This is a genomic window from Nonomuraea sp. NPDC050691, from assembly GCF_040654455.1.
Lineage (GTDB): Bacteria > Actinomycetota > Actinomycetes > Streptosporangiales > Streptosporangiaceae > Nonomuraea.
Genome location: NZ_JBFAIA010000001.1, coordinates 25,432 through 44,103, shown reverse-complemented (window position 1 = coordinate 44,103; position 18,672 = coordinate 25,432). Strand labels below are relative to the sequence as shown.

The following is an 18,672-nucleotide window of genomic DNA, read 5'->3' as shown; positions in this document are numbered from 1 at the left end:
GGAGGCGTTTTGGTCTGAGACCCGTTCGAAGGGGATCAAAGCGGCCAGCGCGGCGGAACGGGAGGGTACAGCAGTGAACCGCAATCCGCACCGAGTACAGGCAGACCGCTCACACTGGAGACACACCTTGGCGGCATCACTTCGACTCCTGGACGTGGCCGACGAACATCGCCCGATAGGGGCTCTGGAGAGAAGGCGCCATTGATCGTCCCGAGCACAACGCGAGGTTTAGGGTCGGTGCGATGTCTGGCACGGGCCTGCCGATCACTGTATCCCTAGTCCAGAGTCGGGATCGACGCCTGGCCCCTCAAGCGCCTCAAGTCAAGCGATACGAGGCGGGACGTTTTCGCGCTTACCCTGGCGAAGATACTCAGACCACTTCTTGGTTAAGCACTTACCCGACCAGAGATAGTATGAACACATAAAGGGCATACACGGTACGAGCATGCGGGCGACCCATGAAAGTGCGGCGATATGACGTCATCTCCCCGTGCAATATTCGCATTCTGCGCGGACGGCCCATATCACGCCGCGACCGAGCTTCTTGGGATGCATCCGAGGTGGATACCGTGGGGATACCGACTCTCACAAGTCGCGCCGGAAACTATTCCAACGATCCGTCAAGGTACCATGGTGGAGCTTTGGGAGATAGATTCCATTCGCAACCCAAAGCGTGCCAGGCCGACAGCCGTCGGAGAGCTCGACTTTATCTTGCAGACTATTGATTACCTTGCCGTGACGATACGCATCAAAGAGGGCAGCTTTCTATGCGGCGAGAATCACATACTCCGACAAGTGGCCAAAAGGAATCTGGCCTTTTGTTGCCCATAGCTGGCCGCTGGGTGTCGATCAACGACCTTAGAAGCAAATATGCGGCGAACGGTCAGACTATCTGCGCCCGACGATTCTCAAGGCCGAGTCCACTTTTTCGCTGGGCGGAGAGTAGAAGTTACTTTTCTAGCCCCAGTCAAGGACTGCTGTTCGGTGCTGGCCTCCTCGTAGAAGCTAGCGCTCTAGCCGATCGCGGGTGGAGTGTGGACGCCGTCGAGCTGCCACAGACCATAGTGCGACACGTCGATGAGTATCTCGAATGGAGCAGACGTCCAGATTGTCGCATTCTGGTCGATCTGCAGGATCTGAGACCCCTCTATGACGTAATTATCGTCACGCATGTATTGGAATTCATAGAGAATAGGCGTAAGCGCGAGAAGATATTGAAGACCCTTGCCCGGCATCTCGCCCCAAAGGGAAAGCTGCTTCTAAGTCTGCGAGGATGGTCCGATGTCAACGCTGCACGCAAGCGAGAGAAATCAGGCGATGGTGTCATAACAGGCCTGGGGACCTGGACCAGGGGATACAGCCTTGACGAGGCGATACATCTCATCGCATCAGCCGGACTATCGGTGTCAGAAAGCCCATCCGGGATTCGAGCAAGACACCCCGAACAGGTGAGAATAATATGCCAGCACAAAACAGCATAACCACCAAGACCCATCATGCCGGATTGGCATATCAAGATGCCGGCCGAGAGATCACGCAGAATTTCTCAACGATGGCTTCAAATATGTCGCTCGCCACCGGCATGCTAGCAGCCATACTGACTGTCATAGGAGCGGGCGAGCTGTTTGGCGTGGCCAAAGGCGATCAGTCAACAATCAATGCCATTCCTCCTCTGTCAACCATTTCCTTGCTGATTCTCAGCATGGCCCTCCCCTTGCTCGTGCGATTCTTTATGCGCAGCTTGCTGGCATATCAAAACCTCCTGCGCTACCGGGCAATTCATGATGCCGCCTGGAAGTTCATTAATCAGAATGCTAGCTGGTCATATTTTAGAGACGCCTACAGGCTGTATATCGAGGAATGGCGCTCTCCAAAGCCCTTGATAAACCTAATTGCATCAAATCTAAGGTATGGCTTTCTATGGCTCTTTGTCGTGATGATTGGTGCAATCGCCTGGGGCTTCATATCTAATTGGTTTACGACTGGTTGCATCGTTGCGGCCACGATTCTTGTCGTCGGTGTAGGATGGGAGATCTTTTCCCTTTTCAAAGGCATGCGGAAGTACTTTACGTTCGCAGCTTTGCCCGGGAATCCTTATGACTCCATTCGAGTTTGCTTGGCAAATAGAGATCGCTGCATGTTGAAACCGTTGAATCGAAAGCTCAACCGTTGAGGCTTGGTGGTGGAAGCGCGTCGCGACTGACCAGATGTCCTCAGGGAGATTGAGTGACAGCAATTGAACCCATGCGGCCAGCTTGCGACCAGCATCGATCACGGCGCACTGGGGCGGTGAGCTAGGCAGGGAGCCGGTCCTGAGTGACTGTGGTTGTCCCCCTCGTCACCTCCTTGATGGCCCGCAGATCTCTCTCGACCTGGTGCTTCTCGCGAATGTTTCTCGCGCAACGCGCGCACCCTCTTCTACCTGATCAATCCACCTGCCGTCGACCCGCCCGAGGGGGGAAGGGGGCCAGGCAGGTGGCGGACAGGATGATCAGGCTTCCGCCTCAGCTACCCCACGGCACCGCCCAAATCACGGGATCACCCAGGAGTCGGAGCGCCCCCGCGGGAGGCGCTATGAGGCTAGGAGGTCGAAGTGGAAGCCTACTGCGAGTGCAATGAAGCCCATAAGACGAATCACCGAGGCAAAGTGTCGATGTTCGAGAATGCTGGCAAATAGGGAGACAGTTGCAACTAGATAGACCTTAAATCTAATCACATATAGATACCCGCCCAGTATGAGCATGATTGGCCATAAGATTCGCTCATGAAGGAGTCGATAGTACAGGAACGCCAGCTGCATTCCGGCCAATCCGAAAATTATTATCGGAGGAACGAGGACGAAGGCAAGACATCCCCAGACCCGTCTCACCTTCGTTGGGATGATGTCGGGGTTGTCGTGGTCGCGCTGGTCTATTCGCTCGGATCGTTCAGCGTACTGCTTGAGCCTTTCGGGGCCTAGAACGTCAAGCAACACAGTGGCGGCCGCAAAGAATGAGAGCAGCTTCCCTGCCCTTCCCCACCAGATCATGGGAATGTCGCAAAGGGTCGTACCGAGTGTCGATTTTCCGGACAGCCATAACTGCCACGCATCCAGAAGGCTGACATCTCTCATAGGGCGACGCTAAACAATCTAGGCGCGGGATGCGCGCCTTCTTGGAAGCTGAGGAGGAGATCGACCAGTGCCTGGGGGGACTTGGGTGGTGGAGCAAGCCCAAGGCGGCAGCCTGGCGCTCGGGCGGCCTGCTGGGTTCGTGCGGCGCAGGTCCGCTACGGCGATGCCCCGCGCGGCGCGCCGCGCGAGAACGGCCCCCAGGCCGCACGCGCAGCGCGGCGACGCTGGCGCGGGGCGTACGGCGGCGCGCCGGGCCGCCGCTTGATTCCTATGAGAACAATTCGGCAAGTTGCTCGGTCGCTATGAGCTGGGTCCACCGATGAGGTGTGTGTTGGCGGCTCGTGCGGCGTCTGCCAGTTCCGGCAACGTGATGACCGTGACTCCGGCGGCGGTCAGGGCTTCGGTGCCGTTGGCGTCGATGACGAAGGTTGGCGGTTCTTTCCAGGCGGTCACTACGCGGGGGATGCCGGCGTCGAGGATGAGCTGTGTGCAGGTTCTCGGGCGTGACCGGCGTTGGGTGCAGGGCTCTAGGGAGCTGTAGAGGGTGGCTGTCTTGAGGCGTGGATCGTCAGCAGCGACCTTGGCCAGAGCCGACTCCTCCGCGTGGACGTGGTCGTCGCTCTCTCGGGAGTAGCCGCGGCTGATCTCGTTGCCGTGCTCATCGACGATGACCGCACCGACCGAGAAGGCCGTCTGCGATGGCGGGCACTGGTGGGACAGGCCGATCGCGGTGAGCAACCATCGGCGATCTTGTTCGGTGCTGGTGCCGGTCATGAGGTCTTACTACCCGAGGACTCTTTCGGCAGATAGCGCAGGAGCACGACATCGTCCACGGCCCGTACTTCGGCAAGTGCCATGCGGTGGACAGCGCCACCGGGGAAGTCTCCGGGGTTCACGAAGCGGGGTGCGTTGCCGTCGCCGACGAAGATGGGGGCGATGGCGAGGTGGATCTCGTCGGCCAGTCCTTGGGTGAGGAACTGGGTGTGGATGGTGCCGCCGCCTTCGACCATGAGGCGGCGGATACCGCGCTCGCCGAGATCGTCAAGCATGCGGCCGAGGTCCACGGCAGGGCCAAGGCTCACCACGCCGGCAAGGTCGCCCAGAGCTTCACGAAGCTTCGCAGCGGCCGAGTCGGGACAGTAGACCACCTTCTCGCCGCCGTGGTGCCAGAACTTCAGGTCGGGGTCGAGATCTCCGCTGTTGGTGATGGTGACCTTGAGCGGGTACGCGGGAAGTCCCTGGGCGGCGCGCTCGGCTCGACGGGCTTCGGAGTTGACCAGGAGGCGGGGGTTGTCACGGCGCATCGTCGTCGCGCCGATGAGGATGGCGTCGCTCTCGGCCCTGACCTGGTCCACACGGTCGAAGTCCGCGGCGTTGGACAACAGGAGCCGTTGGGGTGTCGTGTCGTCGATGTAGCCGTCCACGGACATCGCGCAGCTCAGCAGGACGTAGGGGCGCATGGGACCTTCCGGAGGAGGAGAACCGATCAAGTCGTGATCATGCTTGCTTCACCACGGTACTCCTCAAGGCCGTGTGGAACTCGACAACCAGCGGCGTGCTGCTCCATCGGCCGAGCTGCGTGTCCAGCCTGAGGAGTTCGTTCATGATGCGCGCCGATCCGGTCTCCTCCGCGATGCAGAGGGCGGACATGGCGACGCCTGCCGCGTGTTCGGGCTCTTCGGCGCCGGCGTGTGCGAGGGCCTGACGCGACAGGTAGACGCCCCGGTCGCGTCGGAAGGACTGGGGAACAGCGGTGATCGCCTGCTGGAAGCCCTCGACGGCTTCGCCGAACCGGCCGAGTACGGCGTTGCTGCGTGCTTGCTGGGCCTGGAGGTATGGCTCGTCCAGCCACACGGCCCATGGCGAGCCGGCGTCGTCGGTGATGTCGAGGAGTAGTTGGTGCGCTCGGTCTAGCTCGCGTCTGGCTGCGTCGTTGTCGCGGTGGAGGGCGTGGCCGTAACCGGCATAGGTGGGTGCGAGCGCTTGGAGGCGAGTGCCTGGGCCAGCGAGGTTGCTCGCCGCCTCAGCCATGTCGATGGCGGTCACCGGGTCTCCGATGTCGCCGGCGAGCTGGCTCTTGCGCGCCATGATGTAGGCGGTCATGTCCCGGTCGGCGATGGCGTGTGACAGTTCGAGGGCGCGGTCTGTCCAGTACTGGGCTGTTCGGAAGTCGCCGGCGTCGTGGTAGAGCCAGCCGCAGACCTCGCTGTACTCGGCTTGGAGCTTGAGGAGCTGGTGTCGGTCAACGCCGCGCGTCTCCTGGCGGAGCTGCTGGATAGCGGTGATCTGCTGTTGGACTGCGGGGATCGCGTTCAACGGTCCCAAGAGGTTGTCGTTGTCGATCAGGACCTTACGGACCTGGTACAGGTGCTCGATCGGGTTGGCGTCGCCAATGTTCGAGGCCATGCGTCGGGCGGACGGCATATAAGGTGATCGACTTTGTGGTGGCGTGATTCCCGCGAGGCCGATACCCAGCCCTTGAAGGAATGTGCGACGGGATACAGACAAGAAGACGATCCTCCCATCGGGCGCGCGACCCGGCACGACAAGGGTCTCGTCGTCGGCCGTTGATGGCAATTGTAGCTCTAGCTCCTGTTTGTCCCGAAGGGGCGCGAAATTGGGGCTAACCTGCCACAAAGGGAAATCGTGGGCGGATTGTATGGAGGTCGTTTCGTCGGCGGCCTCGTCAGCGGGAGTGACCCTGGCGCGACTGCGTCTGATGGGAACGAACCCCAGGTCCTCTGGGCCCAGGCGCGTGATCTCTGCCAGCGCCAGCCGGTACTCCTCGCGCGGCCAGGAGACCTCTCCTGCCTCCCAGCGCCGGATGCGTTCCTCGTCGCACGTCAGCGAGTGCTTCACGCCCGACTCGCTGAGATTGACCATTTTTGCCATTTCGGCCCGGGTCAAACCGGCCTTCTGGCGCCAGTCTCGAAGGCGGACATTCATCCCCGCTTTGGGCATATCCGACCTTCTTTCTAGTGGGCGACTGGAAAGGGGCTATGAGGGGGCCTTCTTAGGGGGTCCCCTCATTCTGCTTTGCCGGTGGACTTGCCATCAATCAACAACGTAAGTGAATCGGACTCCCGCCGCAGGGAGTACCGGACGACTCGCGAGGAGATGGCGACGGTGACCCGGCCAGACGAGAACAGCGAGGCAAGGCCCTGCCGTGCGTGTCGGGGACGCGGTTACAAGCTCAAGAGCTGCCGCCGCTCTCTCCTGATCGACGCCGACGGGGAGGAGGCGGAACGGAGTGAGGAGCGCAAGTGTCTCGACTGCCTCGGCGAAGGCCAGGGCGAAGGGAGCGGGAGATGAACTCGGTCATGCAGGCGGCCATGGCCGGCCTCGCGCAGCAGGACGAGGCGAACGCCTTGATCCGGCTGCGCGACCGGCTCGCGAGTCGTGGCGTCAACGCAGAGCTGCGCGATAACAACACCGCGCTGATGGTGCACCGGCCTGCGCCGGGTCTGCCGGTGTGGGTGTTCGTCGGGTACGGCGGCGCGTACTACTCCTGGCAGAGCGCTGAGCAGCGTCATCCGGTCGATGACGTGGAGGGCGCCGCGAACGTCTTGGCGGAGTACATCGCCAAGTGAAGAACGGGCGCGGCGAGGTGGTGACGGCCTTGGCCAGGAGGGGACCAGGGTGGGCCGTCTCATCGCCTCGTCGCGTCTCCCGCGCCCGGCAGGCAGTCACTTCCACGCCCTGGGAGGGTCGCCCCCGATCCCTCCCCTGGCTGCCTGCCGGGCCTTTTCCTGGACGGCTCGCGTTTACCGCAGTGACGTGGACAGGCGGCGCTCGGCCAGGTTACTCTCAAACTTGGTAAAACAACCTGTCGGGTGTTGGACGGTCATAATGTCGCTAGAGTCCGTGCCGCCGAAGTATGCGCAGCTTGTGCAGGCCCTTCAACGGCGTATCGAGGCGGGAACCTACCCGCCCGGCTCCATGCTCCCCAGCGAGCACCAGCTCATCCAGGAGTTCGGCGTCTCCCGGCCTACCGTCGTGGCGGCGTTGCGGGTGTTGCGTGAGCAGGGCTGGATCGAGTCCCAGCAGGGCAAGGGCCGCTTCGTGCGGGGACGTCCCGCGATGGCGTCGGTGGAGTCCAACCGCACAGGTCAGGCGTACCTGACCAGCCCGGAGACGGACTCCCCCGGCGAGTTGGTCGAGGCCGGCGCGGTGGCGCTGCCCAACCGTGTGGCGTCGTTGCTGGATGCGGAGCCCAAGAGCAAGGCGTTCCTGCGCCGGCGGCTGGTCACTTGTGAGGGCGAGCCGAGTGAGTTGGTCTCGCTGTGGCTGCCTCTGGAGCTGTCCGAGGGCACGGATCTGACCAGTGGTGAGGCGTTGCCGCAGGGCATCCGGCAGCATCTCCAGTCGCGTAAGGGGGTCCGCTTCGATCACATCGTGGAGCAGATCACCGCCCGCATGCCCACCGCCCAGGAGGTCAAGCAGCTCGGCATGCCGAAGAACGTGCCACTGCTGGCGGTCTTCGGTGCGGTCAGGGATGCCTCCGGCCGGCCGTTGGTGGTGGTGGAGGTGCTGCTTCCGGCCGATCGCCACGAGTTGGAAGACGCCTACCCGGTCGGCTGACCGGCGCTTCCGGCTACTTGTGCAGCGCCAGCCGCGCCCAGAGAACGGCCACCGTGACTAGGGCCAGGGTGAAGACGATGGTGGCGCTGCGCCGCCTGGAGGCGAGGGCGAGGAGAAGCCCCAACATGGGTGCGCCGAATCCGACGATCAGCATGGCGTATCCGCAGATCTGGGAGAGCTGCCTGTTCGTTGCTTGCCCTCCGGCGAGGGCGAAGCCGTAGCTGAACCACAGCACTCCCAGGAGGGGTGTGCCCAGGATCCATAAGAGGAACAGCAGCCATGGCCAGGCGGCGTCCTTGGGTGGTGGACCCGGTTTCATGATCTGGATTGTCCTGCTGAGGCTTCAGATCGGCCAGCAGCTTTCAGTACCAGCAGGGACACAACACCGCATCGTGATCTCTCCATCTGGCTAGATCGCCGTCACCTTCTCCTAGGTACTTGACCTAGCAAGTTTCAGGCGCCTATTCTCAGAGCATCACTTGATAGGTCAAGTGTCTGACATCCAAGAAAGGGGCCGTTATGGCTCTGCAAGGTCCCATCCCCGTCACCTTCGCCATGGTCTTCCCGCACGGCTGCTACATCGTCGGTGAGGTCGAGCCCGTCAAGGACTTCGACGCCTCCGCTGGTGGCCGGTTCGTGCAGGCTCGCGACAAGCAGACCGGAGAGCTGGTCTGGCAGGTCGCGGTCATGGACGGTGACCCGACCCTTAAGCCCGCCCAGAAGACCGTCGCAGTCAAGATCCTCGCCCCGGTGCAGCCGGTCCCTCCGTCGCCCATGCCCGGGCTGCCGTTCACGCCGGTCGAGTTCAACGCCATCTCCGTCACGCCGTACGTGAACGCCGCCGGCCGTCTCGCCTACTCGATCAAGGTTCGTGAGATGCACGCACCTCGCCAGAGCAGCCAGCCGGCCCAGACCAGTTCGCCCGCTCCGAGCAAGGCTTCGGCCGGAAAGGACGCCGCCTGATGACCCGCCGCCGTACTCCGCGTCGCAGCGTGATCCGGCTGACCACCGGACACACCGCCCGCACCCTGCGCCACCCCTACGGCCGTGAGCCGGTGTTGGCGCTGGACTTCGGCGCCACCTCGGTCCTGATCACCACCACCGGTCCGGTGACCGGTGAGGACTTGGAGTTCGCCCGCCAGCTTGCCCGCGAGGCCGCCCGCTTCGCCTGGTTGATAGAGCGCGCTTTCTACGCCACGACCTACCTGACCGGCCGCGCTGTCCAGCAGTCGGCGACCGGCGAGGCCACCGACCAGACGGCGGCCTGACACGTAAGGCGGGGCCGCCAGAAGCGCCAACTTCCGGCGGCCCCTCAGTTCTCCCCTGACTTCCACATCACGAGAGGTTCCAAGCCTATGTTCAAGCGGCTGCCCGGTGACGAAGCACGCAACCTCGTCACCACCACGCCGGACACGGCCATCGTCTTCCGCCCGGCCGTCGTCACCACACCCGCCATCATCACCATCGTCATCCTCGCCTGGCGACTGCTCGCCGGACTCGTCCGCACCATCTTGCGACACCCCATCGCGATCACCATCGCGAGCATCCCGGCCGTGCTCACCGTCATGTATGGCTGGCGAACGGCACTGCTGCTCCTCACACCCGCCCCGACCGGACTCCTCGCCTGGGCGCTGACCGACCGCTCCTCCTTCGCCCGCTGGATCGGCTACCGGCTGCTGGCCTGGTGTCGCCTCATCTGGGTCTACCGCCGCCACTGGCAATCGGTCATGGTCATCTCCGGCCTTGGCCGGCACTTGCGAGGTCGCGACTACCTGCCGCGCCTCGGCAAGATCACCTGCACCTCCTGGGCCGACACCGTCACCGTCCGCATGCTCGACGGCCAAGCCGTCAAGGACTGGACCGACCGCACCGACCACCTCGCCCACGGCTTCGGCGCGCCCTCCTGCCGCGTCGCCATCGCCAAAGCCGGACGCCTCGCCCTCACCTTCCCGAGACATGACCCGCTGGCCACACCGATCCCAGCACTGCCGATCCCGCAACAGCCAACCGTGGGACCGGTCGAGATCGGCAAGCAGGAGGACGGGCGGCCGTGGCGGCTCAAGGTGCACGGCACTCACGTCCTGGTGGCGGGCGCCACCGGGGCCGGCAAGGGCTCGATCATCTGGTCCACTATCCGCGCCCTCCTGCCTGCCGTCCGGGCGGGGCTTGTCGAGGTGTGGGCGCTTGATCCCAAGCGGATGGAGCTGTCCTTCGGCCGCGCCTTGTTCGATGAGCGGTACGCGGCCACTCCGGAAGAGTGCGCCGACCTGCTCGATCAGGCCGTGACCGTGATGCAGGAGCGTGCCGCTCGATTCGCCGGCCTCCAGCGCTCCCACACCCCGACTCTGGAAGACCCGTTCGTCTTGGTCGTCGTCGACGAAGTGGCATTCCTGACCGCCTACCAGGCCGACCGCCAACTCAAGCAACGCATCTCCGCCGCCCTGGCCACGCTCACCACCCAAGGGCGCGCGGTCGGCATCGGCGTCATGGCCGCCCTCCAGGACCCGCGCAAGGAAGTCATGAACATCCGCAACCTGTTCCCCGACAAGATCGCCCTCCGCTTGGACGAGTCCGAGCAGGTGGACATGGTCCTCGGCGACGGTGCTCGCGACCGTGGCGCTCTGGCAGACCACATCTCACCCGTCCCGGAACGGGGCGCCGGCGTCGGCTACGTCCGTCTGGAGACCTCGCCCGACCCGGTCCGGGTCCGCGCGGCCTACGTCTCCGACATCGACATCCGCGACATGGTCGCCCGACACGAACCCGGCCATCCGCGCTCCACAACCGCCGACGACGGGAGGGCTGCATGACCGATCGCTCTCTGCCCCGCGCCCTCCGGCAGGCCATGCCGCAGGCCCGAGAGGTGGCCGTGGAGGTTGCCAAGCAGTACGGCGTCTGCATCCGACCCGTCCCGCTCAAGCGTCTGGACGTCGACACCGGCCGCTGGGAGGTGGTGGACGTCCCCTGCGGCGCCACCCTCGACGCCAAGTGCCCGTCCTGCGCCAAGCGCAACTGGCAACTCCGCATGGCACAGTGCCGCGAAGGCTGGCACCTCGACCAGGAGCCGGCCATCACGCCGGACGACCCGACAGAGGAACAGCGGTGGCTGGTCGAGTTCCGCGCCGATCTCCAGGCCCGCCGCGACCAGGCCGAAGCCCTCGGCGAGGACACCGCCGACTGGGACGCTGCGATTGAGGGCGTGGACGCCGAGATCAACGAGGCGGGCATGCGCGGCAACGTCCTCGGCCGGACCGTCCCCAAGCGCACCCGCTCGACGAGGCGACGGCAGGACGCCCCGAACCTGCCCAAGCGCAAGATGGCCAACACCACGCTCGGACGGACTTTCCAGTCCTCGGACGGCAAGGTCTACCGGCCCTCGCTGTTCGTCACCCTGACCCTCCCGTCCTACGGCAAGGTACGGAACGGCGTCCCGGTCGATCCTGAGAACTACGACTACACGCGGGCTGCGCGGGATGCGTTGCACTTCTCCAAGCTGGTCGATCGCTTCGTGCAGAACCTCCGCCGCGTGGCCGGCTATGACGTGCAGTACTTCGCCACTGTGGAGCCCCAGAAGCGGCTCGCCCCGCACCTGCACATGGCCATCCGCGGCACCCTCCCGCGAGCGGAGGTCAAGCAGATCGCCGCTGCCACCTATCACCAGGTGTGGTGGCCACCGGCCGACACCGTCGTCTTCGAAGGCGCCCGCCTGCCCGTCTGGGAGGACGGAACCGGCTACCTCAATCCCAGCACCGGCGAAGTCCTGCCCACCTGGGACCAAGCCCTCGACCAGCTCGACACCGACGAGAATGCCAAGCCCTTGCACGTCATCCGCTTCGGCGACCAGATCGACGTCAAGGGCGTCCTCGCCGGCACCCCGGACACCGACCAGTGCATCCGCTACCTGTCCAAGTACCTGACCAAGAGCCTCGGTGAAGCCCTAGACAGTCAGGCACAGCGTGATCACATCGCCCGCGTGGTCGAAGCCCTGCGCTACGAACCTTGCTCCCCCACCTGCCCGAACTGGCTGCGCTACGGCATCCAGCCCAAGGGCGCCAAAGCTGGGATGACACCCGGCCAGTGCCGAAGCAAGGCCCACAAGCCCGACCACCTCGGCTACGCCGGACGCCGCGTCCTGGTCTCCCGCAAATGGAGCAACAAGACCCTCGCCGAACACAAGCAGGACCGCCGCACCTGGGTCCTGGAAGCCCTCGGCCAGCCCAATGAGCTGACCGACCCGCACCGCTATATCTGGAAGCCCGTCCCGGCCGGCGACGCCAACGTGTCACCACTCGCCGTACGCCTCCTCCGATCAGTCGCCGAACGCCAACGCTGGCGAATCCACCTGCCCCAACTCCAGGCCCAAGCAGACGGCCAAGACCCACCGGTGATGGAGAGGACAGCGGCATGACCGATGCCTCCGTCCTTCCCGAGTGGGCTCGTGGCCGGCTCCTCACCGTCGAGGAAGCAGCCGAGCGGCTGAACACCTCCATCCGCTTCCCTCGTCGCCTGATCGAGGAGCGGCGCATCGCCTTCGTCCACCTCGGACGCAACGTCCGCATCCCCGAAGCGGCCCTTGACGCCTTCATCGCTGCGGGGCTCGTCGAACCGATCACCGTCACGCCCCGCAGGAGGGCCGCGTAATGGCCAAGACCTCACCATCCGCACCCGAGGAAGAGCCTCGCCGGACGCGCAAGCGGAAGCCTCCCAAGCGCCGCTTCGGCCGTGTCCGCAAGCTGCCGTCCGGCCGATACCAGGCCCGCTACCAAGGCCCGGACGGCGTGGACCGCCCGGCCCCCGAGACCTTCGCGACCAAGACCGACGCGGAAGTCTGGCTGACCAGGACCGAGGCGCAGATCCTCGATGATGAATGGATCGACCCGGACGCCGGGAAGATCACTCTCGGCAAGTACGCGGCCGACTGGATCGACGAGCGACCCAAGCTCCGCCCCCGGACGGTGGAGCTGTACGGCTACCTCCTGCGCAAGCACATCGCCCCCACCTTCGGGGACAAACCGCTCAACGAGATCAAAGAGCCGCACGTCAGGCGGTGGCGGAAGAAGCTGCTCGACGAGGGTGTCAGCGAGGTCACCGTGGCCAAGGCGTACCGACTCCTCAAGGCGATTCTGTCCACAGCTGTGGATGACCAGCTCATCAAGCGGAACCCGTGCCGGATCAAAGGCGCAGGCCAGGAGAAGTCACCCGAACGGCCCCTGCTCACCGTGGCCCAGGTCTACCGGCTCGTTGACGTCATCGAATACCGCTACCGCGCCCTGGTCCTCCTCGGCACGTTCGCCAGCCTCCGATGGGGCGAGCTGGCCGGACTCCGGCGCCGAGACCTCGACCTCGACGCAGGCACGGTCAAGGTCGAGCGCCAACTGATCCAGATCACGGGCAAGGGCCTCGTCTTCACTGACCCCAAATCCGCGGCCAGCAAGCGCACCGTCGCCATCCCCGCCTTGATCCTCGACGAGCTCAAGGCACACGTGAAGGACTTCGCCCAGAACGGCGACGACGGCCTGATCTTCGTCGGCCCGGACGACGGCCCACTCCGCAACACCAACTTCAACCGCCGCGTCTGGGCCAAGGCACTCCAGGACGCCGACCTACCGAAGATCCACTTTCACGATCTGCGCCACACCGGCAACACCCTCGCCGCGAGCGCCGGCGCCTCGATCCGAGAGCTGATGGCCCGCATGGGCCACTCCAGCACCCGGGCCGCCCTCATCTACCAACACTCCACCGACGAGAGACAACGCGAGGTGGCCCGCAAGCTCGACGCCCTGGCACGCGGAGCGCTTGACAAGCACCCATCGGGCACGCAACGGGCACGGCCCTGAAAACAGCCCCTACAAAGATCGAAAGCCCAGGCCATTGACCTGGGCTTTCGTATGCGTGGAGCCTAGGAGATTCGAACTCCTGACATCCTGCTTGCAAAGCAGGCGCTCTGCCAGCTGAGCTAAGGCCCCTTCGACGAAGATAGCTTACCGGCCCGGCGTCCCTATGTGGTGCGTGGTCATGTCTGCGCTGAGTACGAGGCTGGGGAAGTCGGCGATCGTGTCGAGGATGTGGGTGGCGCCGCCTTTGAGGAGGCGTTCGCGGCTGTGGACGCCTGTCATGACGCCTGCCACGATCGAGGCGCCTGCCCGGCGGCCGGAGAGCATGTCGCTCTCGGAGTCGCCGATGACGGCGACCTGGCGGACGTCCTCGATGCCGAGCCGGAGCACGGCGTGCAGGATCATGTCGGGCCAGGGGCGGCCGCGGCCGCCGGCGTCCTCGGGGGAGATGGCGAGGTCGATCTTGTCGTCCCAGCCGAGCACGCTGAGGATGCGGCTCAGGGTGGTGCGGCTGAAGCCGGTGACGAGGGCGAGGCGGAGGCCGGAGCCGCGGAGCTTGTCGAGGACTTCGACCACTCCGGGCATGGGTACGAGGCCGGCCCGCTCCAGGGCGCCCTCGTAGGAGCGCTCGAAGGTCAGGTTGGCGGCCTGTGCCTGGGCTTCGTTGTCGGGGAAGATCCCTCGGAAGACATCGATCTTGGGGCAGCCCCGGGACCGGTGCACGTGCACCATGGCACGCGCGTACGCTCCGGTCCCGGGGACTATGCCCTGCGTGGCGATCGCCTCGGCGAAGGCGCGCTCCACCATGGCGATGTCACCTACTGTTGTGCCCGCCAGGTCGAGGCACGCCAGTTTGATGGGGACGACGTCACTCATCGCCTCGCCAGGTCGGTTAGTTCTCGCTGCCGGTGGCCTCGGTCCAGAGATCGAGCTCGGCGCGGTCAGCCTGCACCTTGCGCCAGATCAGCAACCCCCCAAGGGCGACCAGCGCCAGAACAAGCAGCTTCTTCACGGTGTGACCCCACTTCTTCGACGGCCTCACCTGCCGGGGTGAGACCCAACGGTTGACATGCAGCCTAGCAAGGGATCGCTGCGGTCCCTGTGTTGCGCACGAACCAGATGTACGGAATGTGCAAAGCATGGCCAGACCGGCGCAGGTGAGACCCGCCTTACCCATCCCATCTTGGACAATGATCGGATCTGGCGGGGGCGTGGCGCGCGGGTTTTCCCCATCTGGCTCACACCTTTCTCGCCGGATCCGGCTCACGTCTTTCTCCGCGGGTCCCGCAGCCACCGCCGTCCGCCAGAGCGCCGACACCAGGCACCCGCCAGCGCGCCGACGCCAAGCACTGTCGTCATTCCGCCAGCGCGCCGACTTCAGACACCGCCGTCATTCCGCCAGCGCGCCGACGCCAGGCGCCGCCGCTCGCCGAGCCCACCGTACGGCCGGCGGCATCGCCGCTCCCGCCAACACGAACACGAGCCCGAGCGCCAACCACCCGGCCGTCCCCCACCCCATCACCAGCGTCGTCAGCAGCGCCGGCCCGAGCATGCGGGCCACGGCCGTCCCGCTGCCGAAGAACCCCTGGTACTGCCCCTGCTTGTCGTCCGGGGCCAGCGTGAAGCTGATCTCCCAGGAGCCGGAGGCCAGCAGCAGCTCGGCCGCCACCTGGAGCGCCACCCCGGCCAGGAGCACGGCGACGGTCAGCCAGGCGGACGAGCTGAAGGACGAGAGCGCGAACATCCCGCAGGCTCCCAGCATGACGAGCCCCGCCAGCCGTACCGCGGCGGAGGCGTCGGCCAGGCCGCGGATCCGCCGGGCGACCCGTACCTGGAACAGCACCACCCCGGCCGTGTTGACCAGCAGCAGCGCGGACACCGTCCAGGTGGGTGCGGCGGTGCGCTGGGCGATCCACAGGGGGACGATCAGGCTGAGCATCGGCATGTACAGCAGCATGACCGTGTTGATCAGCGTGACCAGCGCGTACGGCCGGTCACGCAGCACCGCCAGCCTGGGGCCGTTCGACACCGGCGAAGGAGACACAGCCGTCGAAGACGACACAGCCGGCGAAGAAAGCACGGAAGGCACGGAAGGCAGCCGCAGCATCACCAGGGCGGCGGCCACGAAACAGGCCGCGTCCACCAGCAGCACCGTCAGGTACGCCTCCCGGACGTTCAGGTGCAGCGCGAGCCCGCCCAGCGCGGCCCCGACGGCGAGCCCGGCGTTGTGCGCCGACTGGAGCGCCGCCCGCACGCCGGTCCGGCTCGCGGGCTCGACGAGGCCGGCGAGCAGCGCCTGGCGGGCGGCCGACAGGCCGGTCTGCGCGGTCCCGTACGCGCAGGCGACGATGATGAACGGCGGGAACGACCGGACCAGGACGAACGAGGCGACCGCCGCGGCGGTGGCGAGGGCGAGGAGCACGGCGACGCCTCGTGGGCCGCGCCGGTCGGCCAGGTGGCCGAGCGGGACCCCGGCGACCGCGCCGACCGCCCAGCCGAGGGTGAGCCCGGCGCCGACCTGCGCGGGCGACATGCCGACGATGCCGGTGAAGTACAGGGCGGAGGTGACGATGTACGCGCCGTCGCCGGTGGAGGCGACGAACTGAGCAGCGGTCAAAACCCTGAGGTCCGGTCGCACAGGTCAGTCCTTGTACGACTCGGGGGTCATGCGGGTGGCCACGCCCATGCGGTTCCAGGCGTTGATCGTGGCCACGGCGACCACCAGCGCGGCGAGCTGCTGCTCGTCGAAGTGCCGGGCGGCCTCGTCCCAGATCTCGTCGGTGATGTCGTGCGTGGACAGGCGGGTGGCGGCCTCGGTGAAGGCCAGGGCGGCCCGTTCCCGGTCGTCGAAGAAGGGCGCCTCGCGCCACACGGCGACGGCGTGCAGGCGGGTGTCGCTCTCCCCTGCTTTGAGGGCGTCGGAGCTGTGCATGTCCACGCAGTACACGCATCCGTTGATCTGGCTGGCACGCAGCCGGACGAGCTCCAGCAGCGGCGCGGGCAGGGTGCTCTGCCCGACGAAGCGGTCGAGCCCGGCCATCGCGCGGTATGCCTCTCCGGCGAGGGCGCCGAGGTTCATGCGTTCGCTCATGTGGCCGAGCCTAGGGAGCATCTTGTCCCGATATAAGCTCCAATTTCCGTCAAACTGGTTGGGCCAAGCAAGGGCCGCACGAGAGGGCCGGGCATGGATGTGCACATCACGCTCACCGGCCGGGGTGACCTGGCCGCACAGGTCTACCGGCAACTCCTGGAGGCCGTTCTCGACGGGCGGCTGCGCTCCGGAGACCGGCTGCCGCCGACCCGGGAACTGGCGCGGCGCCTGGAGATCTCCCGCAACACCGTCGCCGTGGCCTACGACCGGCTCGTCGCCGACGGCTTCCTGGTGGGGCGGGCCGGCGCGGGCACGTTCGTGTCGGCGGAGCCGGTGCGCGGACGTGCCGCGCCCCGGGGCGTGGTGCTGCCGCGCGCCCTGTGGCGGTCCATGCCGCCCGCCGCCACGCCCATGTCCCCCGCGCGGTACGACTTCCGGGCCGGGGTGCCGGATCCCCGGCTGTTCCCGATGGAGACCTGGCGCAGGCTGGTGGCCAGGGAGCTGCGCGTGAGCGCGATCACCCCGGGCTACGGCGACGCGGCGGGCCACGAGGGGCTCCGGGAGGCGATCTCGCGGCACATCGGCGTCAGCCGTTCCGTACGGGCGGGCGCGGAGGACGTGCTCATCACCAACGGCGCGCAGCAGGCGCTCGACCTCGTCGGCCGGGTGCTGGTGGAGCCGGGCGCGTGCGTGGCGGTCGAGGAGCCGGGCTACCCGCCGGCCCGGCTGCTGTTCCGCTCGCTCGGGGCCCGCGTCGTCGGCGTGCCGGTGGACGGCGAGGGCATCGACGTCTCGGCCATCCCGAACGGTGTCCGGCTCGTGTACGTGACGCCGTCCCACCAGTTCCCGCTCGGCACGCCCATGTCGCTGGCGCGGCGCACGGCGCTGCTGGCGTGGGCCGAGCGGCGTCGCGCGGTGGTGATCGAGGACGACTACGACAGCGAGTTCCGCTTCGGGGACCGCCCGCTGGAGCCGCTGCAGAGCCTCGACCGCGCGGGCCGGGTGGTGTACGTGGGCTCGTTCTCCAAGACCCTGCTGCCGGCGCTGCGGCTGGGCTTCCTGGTCGCGCCCGCCTCGCTGGCGCCGGCGCTGCGCGCCGCCAAGCAGCTCACCGACTGGCACGGGTCGGTGCCCACGCAGGCCGCGCTGGCCCGCTTCATCGACGAGGGGCTGCTGGCGCGCCACATCAGGAAGGCGACCCGCGAGTACGCCGCCCGCCGGACGCTGATCGGCGCCGCGCTGGAGCGCGACGAGCGGCTGCGCCCGGTGCCGTCGGTCGCGGGCCTGCACCTGTGCGCCCGGCTCTCCCCCGGCGTGTCCGTACGGCCGGCGCCCGGGCTGGCGGTGGAACGGCTCGACGCGTACTGCGATGAGAGCCCGGCGTTGCCAGGGCTGGTCCTGGGCTACGGCGCGATCCGGCAGCCGGACATCCCGACCGGCCTGCGCCTCCTGCAAGCATCCCTTGCGGGCTAGAAGTGCCTGCGGGTCCAGAAGCGCCGGGCCCGCTCCCCCGACAGCTCCGGCTCGTCCGGCGGCGACGGCTGCTGCACGATGACGACCGTCGTCCTGGCGTGACGCGCGCAGTACATGCTGGTGGACGGCAGGAGCATCCGGCTGAGCAGCCCGCGCCGGCTGCGCCCGAGGACCAGCAGGTCGCCTTCCCGGGCGAGTTCCACCAGGTGGTAGCCGGGGTCGCCGACGCGGCCGACCACGACCGTGGCGAGGTCCTCGGGCATGCCGCCCGCCACGTCCTCGAACACCCCCGTGACGATCTCGGCGCAGCGCGCCTCCTCCCCCGCGCGCAGCGCCTGCTGCACCGGCAGCGCCTCGGGGAACGGGTGGACCGGGGCGCGGCTGACGTGCACGGCGACGAGTGCCATCCGGTGCAGCCGGGCGGCCCCTATGGCCCACGCCAGGGCCCAGCGTGAGGCCGGGGTCTCGTCGATCCCCACGATCAGCCTCGGCCCGCCGGGCAGTTCATGATCCACGGCACCCTCCTCGAAGGGGTACTCGACCATATTGCTCCTTGCCGCTGGTTACCTGAAGGTGGCACT

General features: G+C 66.4%; 21 protein-coding genes and 1 tRNA gene. 11 read left to right on the top strand and 11 right to left on the bottom strand.

Going from position 1 to position 18,672, the window contains the following annotated elements:
- The first annotated feature begins 767 nt into the window (after positions 1-767).
- Complete coding sequence (locus tag AB0H81_RS00220; RefSeq protein ID WP_358366980.1) at positions 768-1,481, top strand: methyltransferase domain-containing protein; 714 nt, start codon at positions 768-770, stop codon at positions 1,479-1,481.
- Positions 1,460-2,173 carry a hypothetical protein gene (locus tag AB0H81_RS00215; RefSeq protein ID WP_358366978.1) on the top strand — a complete coding sequence of 238 codons (714 nt, stop codon included), beginning with the start codon at positions 1,460-1,462 and terminating at the stop codon, positions 2,171-2,173. The genes AB0H81_RS00220 and AB0H81_RS00215 overlap by 22 nt, the downstream gene beginning before the upstream one ends.
- Before the next feature lie 399 nt (positions 2,174-2,572).
- On the opposite strand, the gene AB0H81_RS00210 is transcribed toward AB0H81_RS00215, so the two are convergent.
- The 4 genes from AB0H81_RS00210 to AB0H81_RS00195 form a co-directional block, all read right to left on the bottom strand.
- Positions 2,573-3,112 (bottom strand): hypothetical protein, encoded by a 540-nt coding sequence (locus tag AB0H81_RS00210; RefSeq protein WP_358366975.1) that lies wholly within the window; start codon positions 3,110-3,112, stop codon positions 2,573-2,575.
- Between the two features lie 300 nt (positions 3,113-3,412).
- Positions 3,413-3,886: a deaminase gene (locus AB0H81_RS00205; protein ID WP_358366972.1), complete on the bottom strand. Its 474-nt coding sequence runs from the start codon at positions 3,884-3,886 to the stop codon at positions 3,413-3,415.
- The gene (locus AB0H81_RS00200; protein WP_358367340.1) at positions 3,883-4,542 is read right to left on the bottom strand and encodes a dihydrofolate reductase family protein; all 660 of its coding nucleotides are present in this window, start codon (positions 4,540-4,542) and stop codon (positions 3,883-3,885) included. The genes AB0H81_RS00205 and AB0H81_RS00200 overlap by 4 nt, the downstream gene beginning before the upstream one ends.
- A 67-nt stretch (positions 4,543-4,609) precedes the next feature.
- Positions 4,610-6,073, bottom strand: coding sequence for a helix-turn-helix transcriptional regulator (locus AB0H81_RS00195; protein WP_358366970.1), 1,464 nt, complete (start codon positions 6,071-6,073; stop codon positions 4,610-4,612).
- A gap of 347 nt (positions 6,074-6,420) precedes the next feature.
- On the opposite strand from AB0H81_RS00195, the gene AB0H81_RS00190 reads away from it, so the two are divergent.
- On the top strand, positions 6,421-6,702 hold the full coding sequence (locus tag AB0H81_RS00190; RefSeq protein WP_358366967.1) for a hypothetical protein: 282 nt from the start codon (positions 6,421-6,423) through the stop codon (positions 6,700-6,702).
- A 274-nt stretch (positions 6,703-6,976) separates the two neighbouring features.
- Positions 6,977-7,693 (top strand): GntR family transcriptional regulator, encoded by a 717-nt coding sequence (locus AB0H81_RS00185; protein WP_358366966.1) that lies wholly within the window; start codon positions 6,977-6,979, stop codon positions 7,691-7,693.
- Positions 7,694-7,706: 13 nt separating this feature from the next.
- On the opposite strand, the gene AB0H81_RS00180 is transcribed toward AB0H81_RS00185, so the two are convergent.
- Entirely contained in the window at positions 7,707-8,012 is a 306-nt protein-coding gene (locus AB0H81_RS00180) for a hypothetical protein (RefSeq protein WP_358366963.1), read from the bottom strand.
- A 200-nt stretch (positions 8,013-8,212) separates the two neighbouring features.
- Between AB0H81_RS00180 and AB0H81_RS00175 the strand changes: the two genes are divergently transcribed.
- From AB0H81_RS00175 to AB0H81_RS00150, 6 genes are all read left to right on the top strand, one after another.
- The gene (locus AB0H81_RS00175; RefSeq protein WP_358366962.1) at positions 8,213-8,656 is read left to right on the top strand and encodes a plasmid replication, integration and excision activator; all 444 of its coding nucleotides are present in this window, start codon (positions 8,213-8,215) and stop codon (positions 8,654-8,656) included.
- Complete coding sequence (locus AB0H81_RS00170; RefSeq protein ID WP_358366959.1) at positions 8,656-8,961, top strand: hypothetical protein; 306 nt, start codon at positions 8,656-8,658, stop codon at positions 8,959-8,961. Before AB0H81_RS00175 ends, AB0H81_RS00170 begins: the two co-directional genes overlap by 1 nt.
- An 87-nt stretch (positions 8,962-9,048) precedes the next feature.
- Complete coding sequence (locus AB0H81_RS00165) at positions 9,049-10,503, top strand: FtsK/SpoIIIE domain-containing protein (protein WP_358366956.1); 1,455 nt, start codon at positions 9,049-9,051, stop codon at positions 10,501-10,503.
- Positions 10,500-12,101: a replication initiator gene (locus tag AB0H81_RS00160; RefSeq protein ID WP_358366953.1), complete on the top strand. Its 1,602-nt coding sequence runs from the start codon at positions 10,500-10,502 to the stop codon at positions 12,099-12,101. The genes AB0H81_RS00165 and AB0H81_RS00160 overlap by 4 nt, the downstream gene beginning before the upstream one ends.
- On the top strand, positions 12,098-12,334 hold the full coding sequence (locus AB0H81_RS00155; protein WP_358366950.1) for a helix-turn-helix domain-containing protein: 237 nt from the start codon (positions 12,098-12,100) through the stop codon (positions 12,332-12,334). Before AB0H81_RS00160 ends, AB0H81_RS00155 begins: the two co-directional genes overlap by 4 nt.
- Positions 12,334-13,530 (top strand): site-specific integrase, encoded by a 1,197-nt coding sequence (locus AB0H81_RS00150; RefSeq protein ID WP_358366947.1) that lies wholly within the window; start codon positions 12,334-12,336, stop codon positions 13,528-13,530. The genes AB0H81_RS00155 and AB0H81_RS00150 overlap by 1 nt, the downstream gene beginning before the upstream one ends.
- Before the next feature lie 56 nt (positions 13,531-13,586).
- On the opposite strand, the gene AB0H81_RS00145 is transcribed toward AB0H81_RS00150, so the two are convergent.
- The 5 genes from AB0H81_RS00145 to AB0H81_RS00125 form a co-directional block, all read right to left on the bottom strand.
- A tRNA-Ala gene (locus AB0H81_RS00145) sits at positions 13,587-13,659 on the bottom strand.
- A 15-nt stretch (positions 13,660-13,674) separates the two neighbouring features.
- Positions 13,675-14,403 (bottom strand): HAD-IA family hydrolase, encoded by a 729-nt coding sequence (locus tag AB0H81_RS00140; RefSeq protein WP_358366944.1) that lies wholly within the window; start codon positions 14,401-14,403, stop codon positions 13,675-13,677.
- A 16-nt stretch (positions 14,404-14,419) separates the two neighbouring features.
- Positions 14,420-14,539, bottom strand: a complete 120-nt coding sequence (locus AB0H81_RS00135; protein WP_013130296.1) for a DLW-39 family protein — start codon at positions 14,537-14,539, stop codon at positions 14,420-14,422.
- Positions 14,540-14,917: 378 nt separating this feature from the next.
- Positions 14,918-16,165 carry an MFS transporter gene (locus AB0H81_RS00130; RefSeq protein WP_358366941.1) on the bottom strand — a complete coding sequence of 416 codons (1,248 nt, stop codon included), beginning with the start codon at positions 16,163-16,165 and terminating at the stop codon, positions 14,918-14,920.
- A gap of 3 nt (positions 16,166-16,168) precedes the next feature.
- Entirely contained in the window at positions 16,169-16,618 is a 450-nt protein-coding gene (locus tag AB0H81_RS00125) for a carboxymuconolactone decarboxylase family protein (RefSeq protein ID WP_358366939.1), read from the bottom strand.
- Positions 16,619-16,711: 93 nt separating this feature from the next.
- Here AB0H81_RS00125 and AB0H81_RS00120 point away from each other — a divergent pair, with 93 nt between their 5' ends.
- Complete coding sequence (locus AB0H81_RS00120; RefSeq protein WP_358366937.1) at positions 16,712-18,091, top strand: PLP-dependent aminotransferase family protein; 1,380 nt, start codon at positions 16,712-16,714, stop codon at positions 18,089-18,091.
- On the opposite strand, the gene AB0H81_RS00115 is transcribed toward AB0H81_RS00120, so the two are convergent.
- Positions 18,088-18,636 carry a universal stress protein gene (locus AB0H81_RS00115; protein WP_358366935.1) on the bottom strand — a complete coding sequence of 183 codons (549 nt, stop codon included), beginning with the start codon at positions 18,634-18,636 and terminating at the stop codon, positions 18,088-18,090. The genes AB0H81_RS00120 and AB0H81_RS00115 overlap by 4 nt on opposite strands.
- Positions 18,637-18,672 lie beyond the last annotated feature (36 nt).

Excerpts from the sequence above, each read along its gene's own strand:
- AB0H81_RS00220 (WP_358366980.1), top strand. The coding sequence starts at position 768 with ATGCGGCGAGAATCACATACTCCGACAAGTGGCCAAAAGGAATCTGGC.
- AB0H81_RS00215 (WP_358366978.1), top strand. The coding sequence starts at position 1,460 with ATGCCAGCACAAAACAGCATAACCACCAAGACCCATCATGCCGGATTG.
- AB0H81_RS00210 (WP_358366975.1), bottom strand. The coding sequence starts at position 3,112 with ATGAGAGATGTCAGCCTTCTGGATGCGTGGCAGTTATGGCTGTCCGGA.
- AB0H81_RS00205 (WP_358366972.1), bottom strand. The coding sequence starts at position 3,886 with ATGACCGGCACCAGCACCGAACAAGATCGCCGATGGTTGCTCACCGCG.
- AB0H81_RS00200 (WP_358367340.1), bottom strand. The coding sequence starts at position 4,542 with ATGTCCGTGGACGGCTACATCGACGACACGACACCCCAACGGCTCCTG.
- AB0H81_RS00195 (WP_358366970.1), bottom strand. The coding sequence starts at position 6,073 with ATGCCCAAAGCGGGGATGAATGTCCGCCTTCGAGACTGGCGCCAGAAG.
- AB0H81_RS00190 (WP_358366967.1), top strand. The coding sequence starts at position 6,421 with ATGAACTCGGTCATGCAGGCGGCCATGGCCGGCCTCGCGCAGCAGGAC.
- AB0H81_RS00180 (WP_358366963.1), bottom strand. The coding sequence starts at position 8,012 with ATGAAACCGGGTCCACCACCCAAGGACGCCGCCTGGCCATGGCTGCTG.
- AB0H81_RS00175 (WP_358366962.1), top strand. The coding sequence starts at position 8,213 with ATGGCTCTGCAAGGTCCCATCCCCGTCACCTTCGCCATGGTCTTCCCG.
- AB0H81_RS00170 (WP_358366959.1), top strand. The coding sequence starts at position 8,656 with ATGACCCGCCGCCGTACTCCGCGTCGCAGCGTGATCCGGCTGACCACC.
- AB0H81_RS00165 (WP_358366956.1), top strand. The coding sequence starts at position 9,049 with ATGTTCAAGCGGCTGCCCGGTGACGAAGCACGCAACCTCGTCACCACC.
- AB0H81_RS00160 (WP_358366953.1), top strand. The coding sequence starts at position 10,500 with ATGACCGATCGCTCTCTGCCCCGCGCCCTCCGGCAGGCCATGCCGCAG.
- AB0H81_RS00155 (WP_358366950.1), top strand. The coding sequence starts at position 12,098 with ATGACCGATGCCTCCGTCCTTCCCGAGTGGGCTCGTGGCCGGCTCCTC.
- AB0H81_RS00150 (WP_358366947.1), top strand. The coding sequence starts at position 12,334 with ATGGCCAAGACCTCACCATCCGCACCCGAGGAAGAGCCTCGCCGGACG.
- AB0H81_RS00140 (WP_358366944.1), bottom strand. The coding sequence starts at position 14,403 with ATGAGTGACGTCGTCCCCATCAAACTGGCGTGCCTCGACCTGGCGGGC.
- AB0H81_RS00125 (WP_358366939.1), bottom strand. The coding sequence starts at position 16,618 with ATGAGCGAACGCATGAACCTCGGCGCCCTCGCCGGAGAGGCATACCGC.
- AB0H81_RS00120 (WP_358366937.1), top strand. The coding sequence starts at position 16,712 with ATGGATGTGCACATCACGCTCACCGGCCGGGGTGACCTGGCCGCACAG.
- AB0H81_RS00115 (WP_358366935.1), bottom strand. The coding sequence starts at position 18,636 with ATGGTCGAGTACCCCTTCGAGGAGGGTGCCGTGGATCATGAACTGCCC.